Annotated in this window: 17 protein-coding genes; 14 read left to right on the top strand and 3 right to left on the bottom strand. The window is 36.9% G+C overall.

Features of this window, described 5'->3' with window-relative positions; translation table 11 throughout:
• Positions 1-29: 29 nt before the first annotated feature.
• The 6 genes from PLX19_RS02445 (at position 30) to PLX19_RS02470 (ending at position 5,144) form a co-directional block, all read left to right on the top strand.
• Complete coding sequence (locus PLX19_RS02445; RefSeq protein WP_272187007.1) at positions 30-1,547, top strand: phage major capsid protein; 1,518 nt, start codon at positions 30-32, stop codon at positions 1,545-1,547.
• Between the two features lie 91 nt (positions 1,548-1,638).
• The gene (locus PLX19_RS02450; protein ID WP_272186909.1) at positions 1,639-2,043 is read left to right on the top strand and encodes a phage major tail protein, TP901-1 family; all 405 of its coding nucleotides are present in this window, start codon (positions 1,639-1,641) and stop codon (positions 2,041-2,043) included.
• Between the two features lie 150 nt (positions 2,044-2,193).
• Positions 2,194-2,421, top strand: coding sequence for a hypothetical protein (locus PLX19_RS02455; protein ID WP_199667881.1), 228 nt, complete (start codon positions 2,194-2,196; stop codon positions 2,419-2,421).
• 1,194 nt (positions 2,422-3,615) lie between these two features.
• On the top strand, positions 3,616-3,813 hold the full coding sequence (locus PLX19_RS02460) for a hypothetical protein (RefSeq protein ID WP_272186910.1): 198 nt from the start codon (positions 3,616-3,618) through the stop codon (positions 3,811-3,813).
• 28 nt (positions 3,814-3,841) lie between these two features.
• Positions 3,842-4,141, top strand: coding sequence for a hypothetical protein (locus PLX19_RS02465; RefSeq protein ID WP_272186911.1), 300 nt, complete (start codon positions 3,842-3,844; stop codon positions 4,139-4,141).
• 16 nt (positions 4,142-4,157) lie between these two features.
• Positions 4,158-5,144 (top strand): DNA cytosine methyltransferase, encoded by a 987-nt coding sequence (locus tag PLX19_RS02470; protein ID WP_272186912.1) that lies wholly within the window; start codon positions 4,158-4,160, stop codon positions 5,142-5,144.
• 29 nt (positions 5,145-5,173) lie between these two features.
• Here the strand turns inward: PLX19_RS02470 and PLX19_RS02475 are convergent, their stop codons facing one another.
• Positions 5,174-5,926: a hypothetical protein gene (locus PLX19_RS02475; RefSeq protein ID WP_272186913.1), complete on the bottom strand. Its 753-nt coding sequence runs from the start codon at positions 5,924-5,926 to the stop codon at positions 5,174-5,176.
• A 206-nt stretch (positions 5,927-6,132) separates the two neighbouring features.
• Between PLX19_RS02475 and PLX19_RS02480 the strand changes: the two genes are divergently transcribed.
• Complete coding sequence (locus PLX19_RS02480) at positions 6,133-6,969, top strand: hypothetical protein (RefSeq protein ID WP_272186914.1); 837 nt, start codon at positions 6,133-6,135, stop codon at positions 6,967-6,969.
• Positions 6,970-7,296: 327 nt separating this feature from the next.
• Here PLX19_RS02480 and PLX19_RS02485 read toward each other — a convergent pair whose 3' ends face one another.
• On the bottom strand, positions 7,297-7,443 hold the full coding sequence (locus tag PLX19_RS02485; protein ID WP_081904752.1) for a YycC family protein: 147 nt from the start codon (positions 7,441-7,443) through the stop codon (positions 7,297-7,299).
• A gap of 562 nt (positions 7,444-8,005) precedes the next feature.
• Here PLX19_RS02485 and PLX19_RS02490 point away from each other — a divergent pair.
• Complete coding sequence (locus PLX19_RS02490; RefSeq protein WP_272186915.1) at positions 8,006-8,734, top strand: glycerophosphodiester phosphodiesterase; 729 nt, start codon at positions 8,006-8,008, stop codon at positions 8,732-8,734.
• A gap of 238 nt (positions 8,735-8,972) precedes the next feature.
• On the opposite strand, the gene PLX19_RS02495 is transcribed toward PLX19_RS02490, so the two are convergent.
• On the bottom strand, positions 8,973-9,206 hold the full coding sequence (locus PLX19_RS02495) for a DUF2627 domain-containing protein (protein WP_272186916.1): 234 nt from the start codon (positions 9,204-9,206) through the stop codon (positions 8,973-8,975).
• Positions 9,207-9,344: 138 nt separating this feature from the next.
• Between PLX19_RS02495 and PLX19_RS02500 the strand changes: the two genes are divergently transcribed.
• The 6 genes from PLX19_RS02500 to bfmBAA all read left to right on the top strand — a co-directional run bounded on the left by PLX19_RS02500 (position 9,345) and on the right by bfmBAA (position 17,420).
• Positions 9,345-11,417 carry a sigma 54-interacting transcriptional regulator gene (locus PLX19_RS02500; protein WP_272186917.1) on the top strand — a complete coding sequence of 691 codons (2,073 nt, stop codon included), beginning with the start codon at positions 9,345-9,347 and terminating at the stop codon, positions 11,415-11,417.
• A gap of 197 nt (positions 11,418-11,614) precedes the next feature.
• Positions 11,615-12,514, top strand: a complete 900-nt coding sequence (gene yqiS, locus PLX19_RS02505) for a phosphate butyryltransferase (protein WP_272186918.1) — start codon at positions 11,615-11,617, stop codon at positions 12,512-12,514.
• Between the two features lie 104 nt (positions 12,515-12,618).
• Positions 12,619-13,719 (top strand): leucine dehydrogenase, encoded by a 1,101-nt coding sequence (locus PLX19_RS02510; protein WP_090913935.1) that lies wholly within the window; start codon positions 12,619-12,621, stop codon positions 13,717-13,719.
• Positions 13,720-13,806: 87 nt separating this feature from the next.
• Entirely contained in the window at positions 13,807-14,910 is a 1,104-nt protein-coding gene (gene buk / locus PLX19_RS02515; RefSeq protein WP_272186919.1) for a butyrate kinase, read from the top strand.
• 5 nt (positions 14,911-14,915) lie between these two features.
• Entirely contained in the window at positions 14,916-16,337 is a 1,422-nt protein-coding gene (lpdA, locus tag PLX19_RS02520) for a dihydrolipoyl dehydrogenase (RefSeq protein ID WP_272186920.1), read from the top strand.
• A gap of 81 nt (positions 16,338-16,418) precedes the next feature.
• The gene (gene bfmBAA, locus PLX19_RS02525) at positions 16,419-17,420 is read left to right on the top strand and encodes a 3-methyl-2-oxobutanoate dehydrogenase subunit alpha (RefSeq protein WP_272186921.1); all 1,002 of its coding nucleotides are present in this window, start codon (positions 16,419-16,421) and stop codon (positions 17,418-17,420) included.
• Positions 17,421-17,432: the final 12 nt, after the last annotated feature.

Below are 17,432 nucleotides of genomic sequence, written 5' to 3' on the forward strand. Positions count from 1 at the left end.
GCAAATTTTATATGGGAGTGAAAGAGATTATGAAAATGGAACTACGTGTTGCTAGTGCCAAGTTGGATGCTAACCAAGATGGTTCATTGAAAGTGTCCGGCTATGTTAACAAGACTGAACAGTTGAGTGAAGTTTTAGGTGGCACAAAAAGATTCGTTGAAAAGATAGCTAGAGGTGCATTCACCCAAGCAATTAAGAATGCAAAAGAAATCAGTTTTTTAGCAGAGCATGATTCGAAAAAAATCTTATCTAGTACCCGAAATGGAAGCTTACAACTTCGAGAAGACAGTCAAGGTTTATACATGGAAGCAACAATTGTTCCTACAAGTTATGGAACAGATACTTATGAACTAATCAAATCTGGAATCTTTCAAAACATGAGTTTTGGTTTTCGTACAATTCGTGATTCATGGAAGTCTCTTGGAAATGGTCTCCATGAAAGAACTATTGAAGAGATGGAATTGTTTGAAGTCTCTGTTGTTAAAAATCCTGCTTATTCTCAATCAACGATATTCGCTAGGGGTATTGATTTAGTAGAAGAAGTTGAGATTCCGAATTTAGCAGAAAACAAAAAGAAAGAGGAGAAACACAAAATGGAAAAAACAAAATTTAGATATGGTAGTTATAAAAATGAAGTAGAAGTTCGAAAAGAAACAGAAATTCGTGAGTTCAATGATAGCTTTCGTAACTTACAACTTACTTCTGGAAATGAAGCGGTGATTCCGACCGCAGTTGCGGACATTATTGTTGAAAAGTTAGAAGAAACTTCTCCAATTTTCCAACGTGCTCGTAAGATTCCATCTGCAAGCGGTTCAGTAAAGATTCCAAGAGAAACTGCTGTTGGAGTTGGTATGTTCGTGGGCGAAGCGCAGAACTTATTAGAAGAATCAATGTCTCTTGGAGAAATTTCTTTGAATCAACGGCGTGCAGGAGCCTACATTGCTCTTACAAATCAGCTAATTAATGATGCGGCAACAAACATGCATGAGTATGTTCCAAACTTACTTGCAAAACGTACTTTCAAAGCAATTGAAAAATCAATCCTTCGTGGTACTGCTGCTGAAGAATTCCGGGGGATTGTTCCTGATGTCACGATTGAAAAGAAAACTTTATCTGTTGCAGCTACCGATGCTCAGTTACTAGATACATTGTTAGACATTGTTCTTAACGTACATCCCGAGTATCTTCAAAAATCTCAGTTCATTATGTCTAGACCATTCTACAATCGAGTTGCTAAGTTGAAGGATGCTTCGGGTCACTTTTATGTGCAGAACGGAATCGTCAATGGCAAACCAACTTATACTTTGTTCGGATTAGAAGTAGTTATCACTAATTCTTTAGATGCTGGTGATGTTGGACAAGTTCCGTGTATTCTGGGGAGTCTTGAAGATGGATACGCTGTACTTGTTAAGAACGGTCCTAAAATGACTATGGTTCAAGATACTGACCATGCGCTTCGTGGTTCAGTTGGTTTCTTGTTCGATGTTTATCTTGATGGAGCAGTTTATAATCCAGATGCGTTCACTAAATTAGAAATCATTGCGTAGTTTTATGTGAAATATTTCACAAATAAAGAAGTCGGAATTTTCGTATTTTGACTTCTTTTTATTTTAAAAAATCGAAACGAGGTAATTATGAATGAAAATTTCTGGTATGAAAGTAAAACTTTATATAGAGGATGCTACAACTGGAAAAGTACTCGGAGGGCAGAGGAATGCGACCCTTTCTCGTTCTGCAGAAACAATTGATGCTACGTCCAAAGACACCCTGGGATTCTGGAAAGAAAGCTTACAAGGATTTAAGGAATGGAGCATCGATGCAGACGGCTGTTTCATCGAATCTGATGCGGCTTACGGTCTTTTAGAAACAGCTTTCTTAAATTCAGAAAACGTTAACGTTTATATCGAATTACCTTCTGGAACTAAGTACACAGGAAACTGTACTATCACTGATTTCTCGTTGGAATTTCCTTATGACGACTTAGTTACGTACAGTATCTCGTTGCAGGGGTCAGGTGCATTAACAGTTACAGCTGGAGCTTAATATTAGATAAGGCTAGGAGTTATATGCTCTTAGCCTTAATCTTTATCTGATATTTATAAGCTGCTGTTTTTTCACAGACAGTAATACAGGTGCAGCTAATTTTAGGCTGATTGCAGTAGCACAATTAAACGATAGAGAGGAGAAATACTAATGAGTGTTCATAACAAGCTATATCACTTAATACAAGTGCGAGAGTATTTAAACTCAACACAGTATAGAGAAGCGGCAGCATCAATCATTGCTCAAGACTTAGTTGGGAAGATACAGGAGAGAGAGATTGAAGTTAAGAGAACAGTTGTATTAGATCGTACTAATCTACAGTTACGCTCGATGAAGTTGCCGGACGTCTCATACGGGTTTATACGTAAGTTCCTTTGATGATGAAGATGTAGATGCAGTAGATGATGATGCAACAGTCGTAGCAACAGTGGTGTTGTTGTTGATGTAGTGAAGTGATTGAGTAGTGAAAGTGTTTGTGAAATGATAAAGAGATTGTAGTGAGATAGTGGTGAGAAAGTACAAACTAAAGTGAGCGAGCTTGTGGCACACCGCCTACCTCGTTTGAAAAAAAGCTAAAATCTCATGTAATAACGCGGAAATATACATTTTTATCATCGGGACCTAAACTCCAAATGGTGGTGAACTCAATTTACATTTTTTACAACATTTAACAAGTTAATAATGGAGGATATATGTCTAGGCTAACAATTGAACAAACAAAAAGTATAAAGTGCAAATGTACTCCGAAAGAAATCTCCCATAAAGATGACTTCATTACTCATCTTTCCTACAATCTAAGATTGAAAAGAAAACAGCCTTATTTATCATACGGTTCAATGGTTGAACTCTTCATAGAAGAAGCGGACATTTCATATTTGTAAGCTCACCAAATGGACGCTTACAAACTCAAGAGAATTTATCGTGAGCTTTGTAAGAAAGAAGAAGTTCCTGAGAATAAATTTACAATGAAATATCATGTAGATGGGATAATTACTATTGGAGGATTTTAGATGTTGAAGCAGTACAATATCATTCTACAAGGAAAGCTTATTTACGTTACAGCAGAAAGCTTTGAGCAAGCTGAAAAGTTGGCTCAATTAATTGTAAAACAGTTTGAAAACAAAGAATAACTTGGTCATATCTAAAAAAGGATATGGCCATCTTATTTTTTTGCCTTTTTTATGCCTTCTACGTCGTATCGAGTAATAATACTACACATAAAGTCATTTCTAATTTTTTCACAGGCTTAATCTCCAACAATCAATTATTTAAAAGTTTTTAAGTAGAAGATGGAAAAATATGCTGAATTGATTACTCGATTATGTGGTGATTGGTTCAAATGGAAGATTTGTTTCGTTGAAAGACAAAGGGTATGTTTGAGACGATTGCTGCAACAGTTGCCCCAAGTAATTAACATGTTAAAAAAAGTATAGCAAGAGCAAGATTTTTCTGCAATATGATATATTGAAGCCCTGACATTTAATTGTTGGGGCTTTTTTATACGAACATACGTGTTGAAACATTATGTTACATAATGTATAATTTATGTAACATGATAAATAGGGTGATGTAATGAGCAACTATACAACCGTTCGCATTGATAATGAAACAATGAAAAAACTAGAAGATATTGTTAATTCTTTACAAGAAAGGAATATAGGGAAAATTTCAAAAGCACTCGCTATAAAATACATTGTTGAGTGTGAATATGAGCGTATTTTAGTTAGTGAAGAGAAAGATAAATATTTAGTAACTAAGAAGACACGGTAATTTTAATACTTGAGTAGGAGGAACATAGTTGATTTCAGATAAGAAGGATTTTGTTAAGAAAAATTGGGGTAGTCTTACATTAGATGAAATATGTAAACATCTATCAATAAATCTTTACCAATTACTAGAGATTTCTTATGAACTAAATCTCCATCGGAAGAAGACTCCAGATGTAAAAAGGAGATGGACAGAAGAAGAAGACAGATTCTTAAAAGAATATTCGAATCGAATAAATATTAGAGAAGCGTGTAATTTACTCTATCGTTCAAGATATGCAACTTATCAAAGGATAAAATTTTTGAATCTTTATGAGATGGTTGGTAAATAATATAGGTGGTGTTTTTATGAGTAGTTTTACTTTTATAGATTTATTTGCAGGGATGGGTGGAATTCGAATTCCTTTTGATAGGCTGGATGGAAATTGCGTGTTTAGTTCGGAATGGGACAAATTTGCACAGCAGACATATGAAGCTAACTTTGGAGAAGTACCGCACGGCGATATATGTGAAATTTCAACAGAAGATATACCCGACCATGATATTTTGTTAGGAGGGTTTCCTTGCCAAGCATTTTCTGTCATGGGAAATCGATTAGGTTTTGCTGATACTCGTGGAACTTTATTTTTTGAAATCGAGAGAATCTTAAAAGCAAAAAAACCTCGAGCTTTTCTTTTAGAGAATGTTAAGCAATTAAGAGGTCACGATAAAGGACGAACATTACAAGTTATTCTAAGTAAATTAGATGAACTTGGTTATAAAGTTAAGTACGAGATTTTAAATGCTCTTAATTTCGGATTACCACAAAAACGTGAACGAATTATAATTGTTGGTTTTCTAGATCATTCAATTGAATTTGAATTTCCAAAGGTTTCGAATATTAAGGTTGATCTTGCTGATATTTTAGAACCAGACGAATTAGTCGATAAGAAATATTTTGCTTCAGAGGAAATTGTGAAAAGTCGGCTAGAAAAAGTACAAGGCAAGTACATTCCAGTTCCAGCTATATGGCATGAGAACAAAGCTGGGGATGTTGGAGTAAATGAATTTTCTTGTGCTTTAAGGGCAGGTGCCTCCTATAATTACTTGTTGGTTAATGGAAAGAGAAGACTTACACCGAGGGAGTTGTTAAGGCTACAAGGTTTCCCAGAAGATTATAAAATTGTAGTATCTGACCAACAAATTAGAAAGCAAACAGGTAATAGTGTATCAATTCCTGTAATACAAGCGGTAGCTAATGAAATGTTGAAATGTATGAGGGAACATAATCTATTATGTGATAATCGAATAAATACTCAGAAAAACAATGAAGAACAACTAACTTTAGTTATATAGAAAAAGCCACTGTAATGAGTGGCTTTTCTTTATTTCCCTCTTAAAACCTCTAACCATGAAGAATCAAAATTGATTGAAGCTAATACATCTTCTTTTTTCACAGGCTCTGGATTCTTTGTTATTCGAATCGAAAGATGATTCTCTGGGACTGGTTCAATAATTGTAAATTGAGAACCATGGGGTTGCCAAGTAAAACAATGTTCTTGGGTAGCCTTAGAGTAACCTTGTAAGTTACCTCGTGGGTTCCAATCAAAGAAATATAACTCTGGATCGTACCTTATAGTGTCGTATTCAAAAACAACTAATTCTCGTAAGTCCTGAGATTTAATAAGGACAACTGTACGTACATGTTTATGATGTTGTCTAATAGCGGAAACCCTTTCATTCCAGATTTCAAGAACTTGTGCTCCTAAAGGATCGGGTGCAATATCTGTAATTTTTTGAGCACCAAAAGAATAAATAGGAGAGTTTCTTCCCGAAATAAGTCTTACTTTTTTAGTTTTAAATGGGGAAGTTGCTTTAATGGTTTTAGCACCCCAAGCACATTGATCTAAAACAACATCGTCTAATCCAACGTTAGATGGTTTCCAAGTTGCTCCAATACAATTAGCAAAAATAACCTCCCAGTCTTTTCCCTCTAATTCAGGAGTTCCTCTTGTTGCAAGAAGGTATACAACGTCCTCGCATAATTTTATTGCGAAGTCTTTTGGAAAATCATTTAATGGATAAGGTGGTTTTACTTTGTTTACGTTTCGTAACCTCGGTGATACATGGTCTGACAAAGGTATCCCTCCTAACTTTAATAATATACCATCTTTTATTATATTGTATTTATGTACCAATTTATAGATTTTTTGAAAACGGATGCGAGCATACCTTAAATAATTTAAATAAAATATCAATTTTATTACTAACATCTTTACAAGTAAAAATGATGCGGCCATATCTTCACAATAGATATGGCCGCCTTATTTTTGTCTGTCTATTGATGCTAGAAGAGTTATGGGTTGATTTTATGGTGCCTACCAAAAAAACGGATTCTCAGATTGTTTTGTATTACCTTTTAAGAGAGTGGTTAATATATTTATATTTTAAATTGATAAAATGTAACAGGGAGCATTCTGGAACTTGTGGTGATTTCTTTATTTTTCACACCTCTTTACAAATAAATTTAATCGGATATAAGGGTAACGAGGTGATTTTTATGTATTACGTATATATTCATAAACATAAACGGACAGGAGAAGTAATGTATTGTGGAAAAGGTTCTAATTCACGTTATTGTAACTATAACAGCCGAAGTGATGAACATTTAAAATTGATGAAGCAACAGCAATTAGAATACATTATTTTAAATTATTTCAAAGAAGAACAAAAGGCTTATATATATGAAGAAAAAATTACACAGGAATACAAACAAAAAAATCAATGTAAATTTAATATTAGTATAGGAAGAAAAACGAGTAAAGAAACAAAAGTTAAACTATCTCAAGTTCTAAGTGGAAAGAAAAGAACTAAGGAGACAAAAGAAAGAATGAAGAGAAATCATGCAAGACCTCTAGCTAAGACTGTATTAATGTACAAGAATGGCATTTTGATTAAAACTTTTAGAAGTTCAAGGGAAGCTGGAACATATGCTGTGGAAAATGGTATTTGTTCGTATGGTTGGTGTGGAAGAAGTTTGAAGACAGGAGAAGTAACAAAACCAACACGAGAATTTCCTATTGGGGGCTATCGTTTTGTGTACCAAGATGATAAAATTGTAGTTAAAGAAAGAGCGATGAATTATATTGATAATCCGATAAATTCTTGCTCATTGATGTGAAAAGTAATGAAGTTGATGTTGATATATCAAGAAGTTGTTCGGTTTGCTTACTTTTACATAGCAATCAGTTCAGAATTCATCGCGATGGTGGCGGATAAGTTAAGGCTTGAACATAAAGCGAGTTAAAAATAACAGTAGGAATTAATGAGTAGTTTTGCTTATGAAAGAAAAGTGAGCATAACGCTTGCTTAATCAATAAATGATTGATATACAAACCGATGAACATTCTTTTTGGGAGTTTTAGATAACTGTCATGAAAGGAATGTTCATTTTTTGTTTTAGCAAATTAAAGCGTTATAAGAAAAGTCCTGTACACAACAGGACTGCCTATTCTTTCTCTTGATTTTGTTTTTCTAATTCAACGAGTTTTTGAATTAAAATATGCTGAGGCATATGCATAAGCTGTTCAAGTGGAACACCGAGAGCTTTTGATAACTTAATAGCTGTCTCTGGTGAAAGTTGTAATGGTCTCATAAAAGTACCTCCTTTTTGTATAGTATAACATAAAGTGAAATGAGCATAAGTAGAGAGGGGGTGATGATAACAGGTCGTATGATTATGTAAATGCAAATTGAAAAAACGACATAAATGAGCAACTGGTTACGAGTAGAAGCCTGCCGCATGCATTTTGTATTCTACATAGCAGCGATTTATATCTTGAAAAATATATAGTTTGATTTACAACCTGTAATGATTTTTTGTTAACTTTTAAAGTGAGATAAAGTGAAACTTTAATCAGTAGGGGGTTTTTTCATCCCCGCTGATTATTAGCCCTCACCAATCGGGCGCATGCCAGCAGTTTATCTCCCGCCTAACTTCTTAAGAAAAGCGGAAGCGGCTCGCTCAGAATCGCAGGACGCCCAAGCATAAGGCGGAGAGGTACTTTTTTCCTCGTCCAAGGGGACGGAACGACCGGAGGTTCTAGCTGCTAGAGCTGGACAACAAAGAAATGTGGAAATGGACAATGATTTCGCCGAATTTGGAGGTGGGAGTATTTCCTGCCCGCGAATAGAGGGATAAAATTTGAGGTGAGAAGATGACGCTTATTTTTGGGCACCGCGGAGCTGCTGGGACATATCCGGAAAATACGATGGTTTCTTTTCGGGCGGCAGAGAAATTTGGGGCTGATGGGATTGAATTAGATGTACAGTTCACAAAAGATAACAAAATTGTTGTCATTCATGATGAGACTGTAAATCGAACGACTAATGGAAAGGGGCCTGTTCGAAATTATGTATATGCAGATTTACGTGCGTTAGATGCGAGTTATACATTTTATGATAAGGTCGGTGCGCAGCACGTTCCTTTGTTGGAAGAAGTGTTAGAGTGGCTGAAAACAAACAACCTTTTTCTGAATATTGAATTTAAGAATAATAAAGTGCCGTACCTTGGTTTAGAAGAAGAGGTAATTACTCTTATTCGAAAATATAGTATGGAGGAGCGAACGATTCTATCTTCTTTTAATCATTATAGTATGAAAAAGTGTCATAGGATGGCTCCTGATATTGAAACGGCAATTTTATACAAGGATGGATTGCATAGCCCGTGGGCTTACGCGAAAAAGATGGGAGCGAGTGCTATTCATCCGAACTACCGGTATATTTCGGATGGAATTGTAGAGTTAACGATGGAAAATGGTGTATTTGTGCGTCCGTATACAATTAATGATGAAGAAGCAATAAGGAAATTTTTAAAGATGAATGTGACGGCTGTTATTACAGACTATCCAGAGTGTGTGAAAAAGATAATGCAAGGTGTAAAATGAGTCCTTTCTTTATGAGGGGGCTCGTTTTTTTATGGGAAACAATACTGAGACTTAAAGAGAAGAAAAAAAGAGAATTGGGAGAAAAACACCCGCTGATGGAAGTTTCACTTTATCCCGCTATTCGTGGGCGGTAAGGCCTCGCCTCAAGATGGAGAGAAGCGGAAAATAACCGTCCGTAAAAGCCGATTGGTTCAACTAACCATTCGAAGGAAAAGCACCTTCGAATGGAAGTTTCACTTTATCTTCGAAATCGAGCTTGTACTTTATTTCGTTTTCGGTCGCGATATAAAACGAAGCCGCCAAAGATATAAAAACCAATTGCGAAACACAGTACTCCAATTACAAATTGTAACCATAATGCAGGGATTGGAGAGAAGAGAATACCGAAAACGGTATCTCTCATCAGTTTAATGCCTACTACAGCTAGTGAAATAGGGATAACTGCTAATAGGAGAGCGAGATAACGTTGCATAAGGAAGTCTCCTTTTCTGATTATTTTGTATATACAAAATCATGTGATAATTTATGTTCGTTTGTCAAGGGGTTTTGGAAGAAGTAAGATAGAGGTGTGAAAAATTTTGCAGAGATGCTGCGGGAGGATTGGTAGCATATGAAACAAAGGGCATTAATTATTGGAGCGGGTGCTGGAGGAAGTGCGATTTTAGGTCTATTGCAAAAATCAAATATATTTGAAGTAGTTGCAATTGTGGATATTAATGAAAAAGCAAAGGGAATTCAACTTGCAAAGAGTCTTTATATTTCTACCGGAAGTAACTGGGAAGTGTTTATACGTGAGGATATTGATGTCATTTTTGATATGACAGGTGATTATAGTGTGTATGAACAAATTTTGGTGAAGAAACAAGAAGATGTGCTGCTTGTCCCAGGGGATGTTGCGAATATCGTTGTAAAGCTTGCGCATGAAAAAGAAATGTTGATTGGGAAATTAAAAGATCAAACGCAGCAGCGGGATCTTATTTTAAATTCGACGCACGATGGTATGATTGTTGTTGATAAAGAAGGGCAAGTATTGTTGTTCAATAAAAGTGCGGAACGGATGACGGGATATAAAAGAGAAGAAGTTGTTGATAAATATATTTTAGAAGTGATCCCAACAAGTAAGTTGCTTCGGATTATTCGTACGAAGCAAATTGAGATTAATCAAGAATTAACATTAGATAATGGGAAGAAAATTATTTCAACACGTATTCCGATTTTAAATGAAGTTGGAGAGGTGCAAGGGGCCTTTGCGGTTTTTAAAGATATTACTGAAATTGTAAATTTAGCCGAAGAGGTAACGGATTTAAAAGAAATTCAAACGTTGTTAGAAGCGATTATTCATTCTTCTGAAGAAGCAATTTCTGTTGTCGATGAGCAAGGGCGAGGGCTTGTCATTAACCCGGCTTATACAAAATTAACGGGTCTTTCAGAGGAAGATATTATTGGTAAGCCAGCGACAACGGATATTGTAGAAGGAGAAAGTATGCATATGAAAGTGCTACGGACGCGTAGGGCAGTACGTGGTATTCATATGAAAATTGGGCAAAAGAAGAGGGATGTTATTGTAAACGTAGCTCCAGTTATTGTTGATGGGATTTTAAAGGGGAGTGTCGGGGTAATTCGCGACGTATCCGAGATTCAAAAATTAACAAATGAATTAAATAGGGCAAGACAAATTATTCGTACGTTAGAAGCAAAGTATTCATTCGACGATATCGTTGGAACGTCAGAAGGAATTGTGGCAGCGATTGAACAAGCGAAATTAGGGGCGAATACACCAGCGACGGTACTGCTGCGCGGGGAATCAGGAACTGGAAAAGAATTGTTTGCGCACGCCATTCATAATGGCAGCAATCGGAAGTACAATAAGTTTGTTCGTGTAAACTGTGCAGCAATCTCTGAATCGTTATTAGAGAGTGAACTGTTTGGTTATGAAGAAGGTGCGTTTTCCGGAGCGCGTCGCGGGGGAAAACGTGGTTTTTTTGAAGAAGCGAACAATGGGAGTATTTTCTTAGATGAAATAGGGGAATTGTCTGCGAATACACAAGCGAAGTTACTTCGTGTGTTGCAAGAGAAGGAAATCGTGAGAGTTGGAGATACGAAGCCGATTCCAATTAATGTTCGAGTTATTGCTGCAACGCATGTGAATTTAGAAAAGGCAATTTTAGATGGTGATTTTCGGGAAGATTTATATTATCGGTTAAATAAAATTCCGATTCATATTCCATCACTTGGTCAGCGTAAAGAGGATATTGGTGAAATTGCTGAGCGATTAATTCAAAAGATTAATCAAGATTATGGACGTAATGTTGAGGGATTAACGGAATCAGCGGTGCAGTATTTACAATCATATGATTGGCCGGGAAATGTTCGTGAGCTTGAAAATATTTTAGGACGAGCGATTATTTTTATGAATTATAACGAAATGTATATTGATGTACATCATTTGCCACCGTTACATCATGAGGACCAACATGAACTTATAGGGAGTAATTTACTTCCTGAATTAGAAGAAAGACCTCTTGAGGATTTAGTGGCTGAATTTGAGGGGAATATTATTCATGAGTATTTGTCTAGATTTAATGGGAACAAAACAAAAACAGCACAAGCGCTAGGGATTTCGGTTCGAAATTTATATTATAAGCTAGAAAAGTATGAGTGTGCAAAAAATAGCACGCAATAATTTGCATACCACGCAATAATTTGCGCGGTATGCATAATACGACAGTATTAGACAGAATTTTTTGTGTAGTTACAAAATGTTGATTTTTCTACGTTTTGAATGCGTTTTCAAAAATATTTAAATGAAATTAAAAAGTTGGCACGATATTTGCTTTAATATATAAGCGAGGGACGACGAGGAAGGGTTGATTACAAAATATGAAGTTACAAACTTTAATTGATCAAGCGGCAAAGCAACCGAAAAAAACAGTTGCTGTTGCAGTAGCTGAAGATCATGAAGTAATTGAAGCCGTTACAATGGCTGTACAATTACAGTTAGCTCAATTTCGTCTATATGGAAATCAAGAAACAATTCTTAGTATGTTACAAGAGCATGGATTAGGACCTTCAGAACATATTGAAGTAATCTCTACTACATCTAACGCAGAAGCTGCTGAATTAGCGGTAAAAGCTGTAAGTGGTGGAGAAGCGGATGTACTTATGAAGGGCAATATTCCAACAGCTAATATTTTGAAAGCAGTATTAAATAAAGAGTGGGGTCTTCGTAAAGGCGGTGTGTTATCACACGTTGCAGCTTTTGAAGTACCGAATTACGATCGCTTTATCATCTTAACAGATGCAGCGATGAATATCGCTCCAGATGTACAGCAAAAAGCGGCGATTGCACAAAATGCAGTTGAAGTTGCCCAGGCAATAGGAGTAGAAGTACCGAAAGTAGCTCCAATTGCTGCTGTAGAAGTTGTAAATCCTGCAATGCAAGCAACGATTGATGCAGCTATGTTAACGCAAATGAATCGTCGAGGACAAATTAAAAATTGTATCATTGACGGACCACTTGCTTTAGATATTGCTGTTTCACAAATTGCAGCGGAGCATAAAGGAATTCAAAGCGATGTAGCTGGTAAAGCAGATATTTTACTCGTCCCAACAATTGAAGCTGGAAATGTATTATATAAATCGCTTGTATATTTTGCGGATGCAAAAGTAGGAGCGATTATCGCTGGAGCGAAGGCGCCGATTGTGTTAACATCTCGCGCTGATTCAGCAGAAACAAAAGTGCATTCATTAGCATTAGCAGTTGCGACTGCTTCTAAATAAACTTTCTTGCAATACATGTTTTATTTTCATTAATGATTAAGGAAATGAATCCGGTATAACGGACTAAAATGGAAAATGGTAAACATATCAAGGGGGAAATTACAATGACATTAGAAATCTTCAAATACTTAGAAACTTACGATTACGAGCAAGTTGTGTTCTGTCAAGATAAAGAATCAGGATTAAAAGCAATTATTGCAATTCATGACACAACTCTTGGACCAGCTCTTGGCGGAACAAGAATGTGGACATATGATTCTGAAGAAGCTGCAATTGAAGATGCTCTTCGTCTTGCAAAAGGTATGACATATAAAAACGCAGCAGCTGGTTTAAACTTAGGCGGTGCAAAAACAGTTATTATCGGCGATCCACGCAAAGATAAGAGCGAAGCAATGTTCCGCGCATTAGGACGTTACATTCAAGGATTAAATGGTCGTTACATCACAGCTGAAGATGTTGGTACAACTGTAGATGATATGGACATTATTCATGAAGAAACAGATTTCGTAACAGGTATTTCACCTTCATTCGGTTCTTCTGGTAACCCATCTCCAGTAACTGCTTACGGCGTATACGTTGGTATGAAAGCAGCTGCAAAAGAAGCGTTTGGTACAGATAGCTTAGAAGGTAAAGTAATTGCTGTTCAAGGTGTAGGAAATGTGGCTTATCACCTATGCAAACACCTACATGCAGAAGGGGCAAAATTAATTGTTACAGATATTAATAAAGAAGCTGTACAACGTGCTGTAGAAGAATTTGGTGCAACTGCTGTTGAGCCAAATGAAATTTACGGTGTAGAATGTGACATTTATGCACCATGTGCACTAGGAGCAACAGTAAACGACGAAACAATTCCACAATTAAAAGCGAAAGTAATTGCTGGTTCTGCAAATAACCAATTAAAAGAAGATCGTCACGGTGATATCGTTCATGAAATGGGTATCGTGTATGCACCAGATTATGTTATTAACGCGGGCGGCGTAATTAACGTAGCGGACGAGTTATACGGATACAATAGAGAGCGTGCATTAAAACGTGTAGAAGCAATTTATGACACAATTGAAAAAGTAATCTCAATTTCAAAACGTGATGGTGTGCCAACATATGTGGCAGCGGATCGTCTTGCTGAAGAGCGCATCGCAAGCTTAAAAAATACGCGCAGCACATTTTTAAGTAACGGCCATAACATTTTAAGCCGTCGCTAATTCATAGAAAAAATAAATGTGAAAGCAGTAGCAGCTTCATTTAGCAGTTGCTACTGTCTTTCTAAATAAATGCTGGAGGGAGCAGTCTTGTCCGTGAATCGAATTCTTGTCATTAATCCTGGTAGCACATCTACGAAGATTGGTGTTTTTGATAATGAAAGACCTGTTTTAGAAGAAACAATTCGTCATGACGAAGAACAGATTGGGAAATATAAGCGTATCATTGATCAATATGAATTTCGTAAGCAAACTATTTTAGAGGTTCTGCATTCTCATGGCATTAATATTTCTAAATTAAATGCTGTATGTGGTCGCGGCGGACTACTTCGTCCGATTGAAGGCGGTACGTATACGGTAAACGAAGCAATGCTAGAAGATTTGAAGAATGGTTATAGTGGTCATCATGCTTCTAATTTAGGTGGAATTTTAGCATATGAAATTGCTTCTGGACTTAACATTCCAGCGTTTATTGTCGATCCAGTAGTTGTAGATGAAATGGAAGATATCGCTCGTATAAGTGGGATAGCTGGCATGGAGCGAAGAAGTATTTTTCATGCGCTAAACCAAAAAGCAGTAGCTCGTAAAGTTGCAAAAAAACTTGATCGTAAATATGAAGATTTACATTTAATCATTGCACATATGGGTGGCGGTATTTCGATTGGTTCTCATAAAGAAGGAAAAGTTATTGATGTAAATAACGGTTTAAATGGAGAAGGACCATTCAGCCCAGAGCGTGCAGGAACGGTTCCAGTAGGTCAGCTTGTGGAAATGTGTTTCTCTGGTGACTATTACCGTGATGAAATGATGAAAAAAATCGTTGGACAAGGTGGCTTAGTAAGCTTACTTGGTACAAATGATGCAATTAAAGTAGAGAAAATGGTAGAACAAGGCGATCCTGAAGCAACGCTTGTTTATACAGCAATGGCATATCAAGTTGCAAAAGAGATTGGTGCGGCAAGTGCAGTTCTTCATGGCAAAGTAGATGCCATTGTTTTAACGGGTGGGCTTGCATATAGTAAAATTCTTGTTGATGAAATTAAAGAACGTGTTCATTGGATTGCAGATGTTATTGTGCATCCGGGTGAAGATGAATTACAAGCATTAGCAGAAGGTGCACTTCGTGTACTTCGTGATGAAGAAACTGCAAAAGAATATGCTGTACGTGAAAAAGAAACAGTAGCTAGGGGTTGAGTGATATGGCAAAAGAATACGATTTAGTCATCGTTGGCGGTGGCACAGGCGGATATGTCGCTGCTATTCGTGCATCACAATTAGGATTAACAACAGCGCTTGTTGAAAAAGAGAACCTAGGTGGTACTTGCTTACACAAAGGATGTATTCCTAGTAAAGCATTACTTCGCAGTGCTGAAGTCTTCGCAACTGCAAAAAAAGGTGAAGAATTCGGCGTTGTAACGAGCAATGTAGAATTAAATTTTGCGAAAGTACAAGAACGTAAAGAAAAAATCGTTAGCCAACTTCATAAAGGTGTTCAGCATTTAATGAAGCAAGGGAAAATCGATGTATACGAAGGAATTGGTCGTATTCTGGGCCCATCTATTTTCTCACCGATGCCAGGTACGATTTCTGTTGAATTAGCAAGCGGAGAAGAGAATGAAATGCTTATTCCGAAAAATGTAATCATTGCAACAGGATCACGTCCAAATTCTTTACCAGGACTTGAACTTGATGGTGAATATGTCATGTCATCTGATCACGCCCTAAAAATGGAAACGCTTCCTAAATCTATCATTATTGTTGGTGGAGGGGTAATTGGTATTGAGTGGGCATCTATGCTTGCTGATTTCGGCGTGGAAGTAACTGTACTTGAATATGCAAAATACGTTCTACCGCTTGAAGATCAAGATGTTTCTAAGGAAATGCAACGCTTGCTTAAGAAAAAAGGCATTAAAGTTGTAACTGGTGCAAAAGTATTGCCAGAAACATTAGTGAAAGATAACGGTGTAACGATTCAAGCTGAATTGAATGGTGAAAATAAAGAATTTAAAGCTGAAAAAATGCTTGTATCTGTTGGAAGACAAGCAAACACACAAAATATCGGCTTAGAAAATACAGATATCGTTGTTGAAAAAGGTTATATTCAAACGAATGAATATTATCAAACGAAAGAATCGCACATTTATGCGATTGGCGATGTAATTGGTGGCTTGCAGCTTGCTCATGTTGCTTCTCATGAAGGAATTGTAGCGGTTGAACACATTGCTAGAAAAGAACCAATGCCAATTGATTACTCGATGGTATCTAAATGTGTATATAGCAGCCCGGAAGTTGCTTCTGTCGGTTTAACAGAGCAAGAAGCGAAAGAAAAAGGTTATAAATTAAAAGTAGGTAAATTCTCATTCCGTGCAATCGGTAAAGCGCTTGTATATGGAGAATCTGATGGTTTTGTGAAACTTGTTGTTGATGAAGAAACAAATGATATTCTTGGTGTTCATATGATTGGACCGCACGTAACTGATATGATCTCAGAAGCGGGTCTTGCAAGAGTATTAGACGCAACGCCTTGGGAAGTTGCACATACAATTCATCCACATCCATCATTATCAGAAGCAATTGGTGAAGCTGCGTTAGCAGTTGATGGAAAAGCGTTACACGGGTAAAAGTGAACCATTAAGAATGGATAGTATATCGCTCTTGCTTTATAATAGAGCGGGGTAAAAAGGATTTAGGAGGGTGTTAAAATGGCTGAAGTAAAAGCAAAACGCCATGAAGAGCTTGGGTTAAGCGATGAGCAAGTATTAGAAATGTATCGCACGATGTTACTCGCACGTAAAATTGACGAGCGTATGTGGTTATTAAACCGTGCAGGGAAAATCCCGTTTGTAATTTCTTGTCAAGGGCAAGAAGCTGCACAGGTAGGAGCAGCGTTTGCACTTGATCGTGAAAAAGACTACGCTCTGCCTTATTATCGTGATATGGGTGTCGTGTTAGCATTTGGTATGACAGCAAGAGAGCTTATGTTATCCGGATTTGCAAAAGCAGAAGATCCAAACTCTGGCGGACGTCAAATGCCTGGACACTTTGGACAAAAGAAAAATCGCATCGTAACAGGTTCGTCACCAGTTACAACGCAAGTACCACATGCAGTAGGTATTGCGTTAGCAGGAAAGATGGAAGGGAAAGATTTAGTAACATTTGTTACATTTGGTGAAGGTTCTTCCAACCAAGGTGATTTCCATGAAGGTGCAAACTTTGCTGGGGTACACAAATTACCTGTTATTTTCATGTGTGAAAATAATAAATATGCAATCTCGATCCCTGTTGAAAAACAATTAGCATGTAAAAATGTATCTGACCGTGCAATCGGTTATGGTATGCCAGGATATACAGTAGACGGAAATGACCCGCTTGAAGTATATAAAGCTGTAAAAGAGGCAGCTGATCGCGGACGCCGTGGTGAAGGTCCAACATTAATTGAAACTGTATCTTATCGTTTAACAGCACACTCTAGTGATGACGATGATCGTGTTTACCGTGACCGAGAAGAAGTAGAAGAAGCAAAGAAAAAAGATCCAATCTATACATTTGCAAATTATTTAAAAGAAGTAGGCATTTTATCAGAGGAATCTGAAAAACAAATGTTAGATGATATAATGCATATCGTAAATGAAGCAACAGAATATGCAGAAAATGCTCCGTATGCAGATGCAGAGTCTGCATTAAAGCATGTATACGCGGAATAAGGGGGAACGTTT

The sequence above is a fragment of the Bacillus sp. BP-3 genome, from assembly GCF_028401955.1.
GTDB lineage: Bacteria > Bacillota > Bacilli > Bacillales > Bacillaceae_G > Bacillus_A.

Coding starts and splice junctions, on each gene's coding strand:
- PLX19_RS02445 (WP_272187007.1), top strand. CDS start 30: ATGAAAATGGAACTACGTGTTGCTAGTGCCAAGTTGGATGCTAACCAA.
- PLX19_RS02450 (WP_272186909.1), top strand. CDS start 1,639: ATGAAAATTTCTGGTATGAAAGTAAAACTTTATATAGAGGATGCTACA.
- PLX19_RS02455 (WP_199667881.1), top strand. CDS start 2,194: ATGAGTGTTCATAACAAGCTATATCACTTAATACAAGTGCGAGAGTAT.
- PLX19_RS02460 (WP_272186910.1), top strand. CDS start 3,616: ATGAGCAACTATACAACCGTTCGCATTGATAATGAAACAATGAAAAAA.
- PLX19_RS02470 (WP_272186912.1), top strand. CDS start 4,158: ATGAGTAGTTTTACTTTTATAGATTTATTTGCAGGGATGGGTGGAATT.
- PLX19_RS02480 (WP_272186914.1), top strand. CDS start 6,133: ATGCTAGAAGAGTTATGGGTTGATTTTATGGTGCCTACCAAAAAAACG.
- PLX19_RS02485 (WP_081904752.1), bottom strand. CDS start 7,443: ATGAGACCATTACAACTTTCACCAGAGACAGCTATTAAGTTATCAAAA.
- PLX19_RS02490 (WP_272186915.1), top strand. CDS start 8,006: ATGACGCTTATTTTTGGGCACCGCGGAGCTGCTGGGACATATCCGGAA.
- PLX19_RS02495 (WP_272186916.1), bottom strand. CDS start 9,206: ATGCAACGTTATCTCGCTCTCCTATTAGCAGTTATCCCTATTTCACTA.
- PLX19_RS02500 (WP_272186917.1), top strand. CDS start 9,345: ATGAAACAAAGGGCATTAATTATTGGAGCGGGTGCTGGAGGAAGTGCG.
- yqiS (WP_272186918.1), top strand. CDS start 11,615: ATGAAGTTACAAACTTTAATTGATCAAGCGGCAAAGCAACCGAAAAAA.
- PLX19_RS02510 (WP_090913935.1), top strand. CDS start 12,619: ATGACATTAGAAATCTTCAAATACTTAGAAACTTACGATTACGAGCAA.
- lpdA (WP_272186920.1), top strand. CDS start 14,916: ATGGCAAAAGAATACGATTTAGTCATCGTTGGCGGTGGCACAGGCGGA.
- bfmBAA (WP_272186921.1), top strand. CDS start 16,419: ATGGCTGAAGTAAAAGCAAAACGCCATGAAGAGCTTGGGTTAAGCGAT.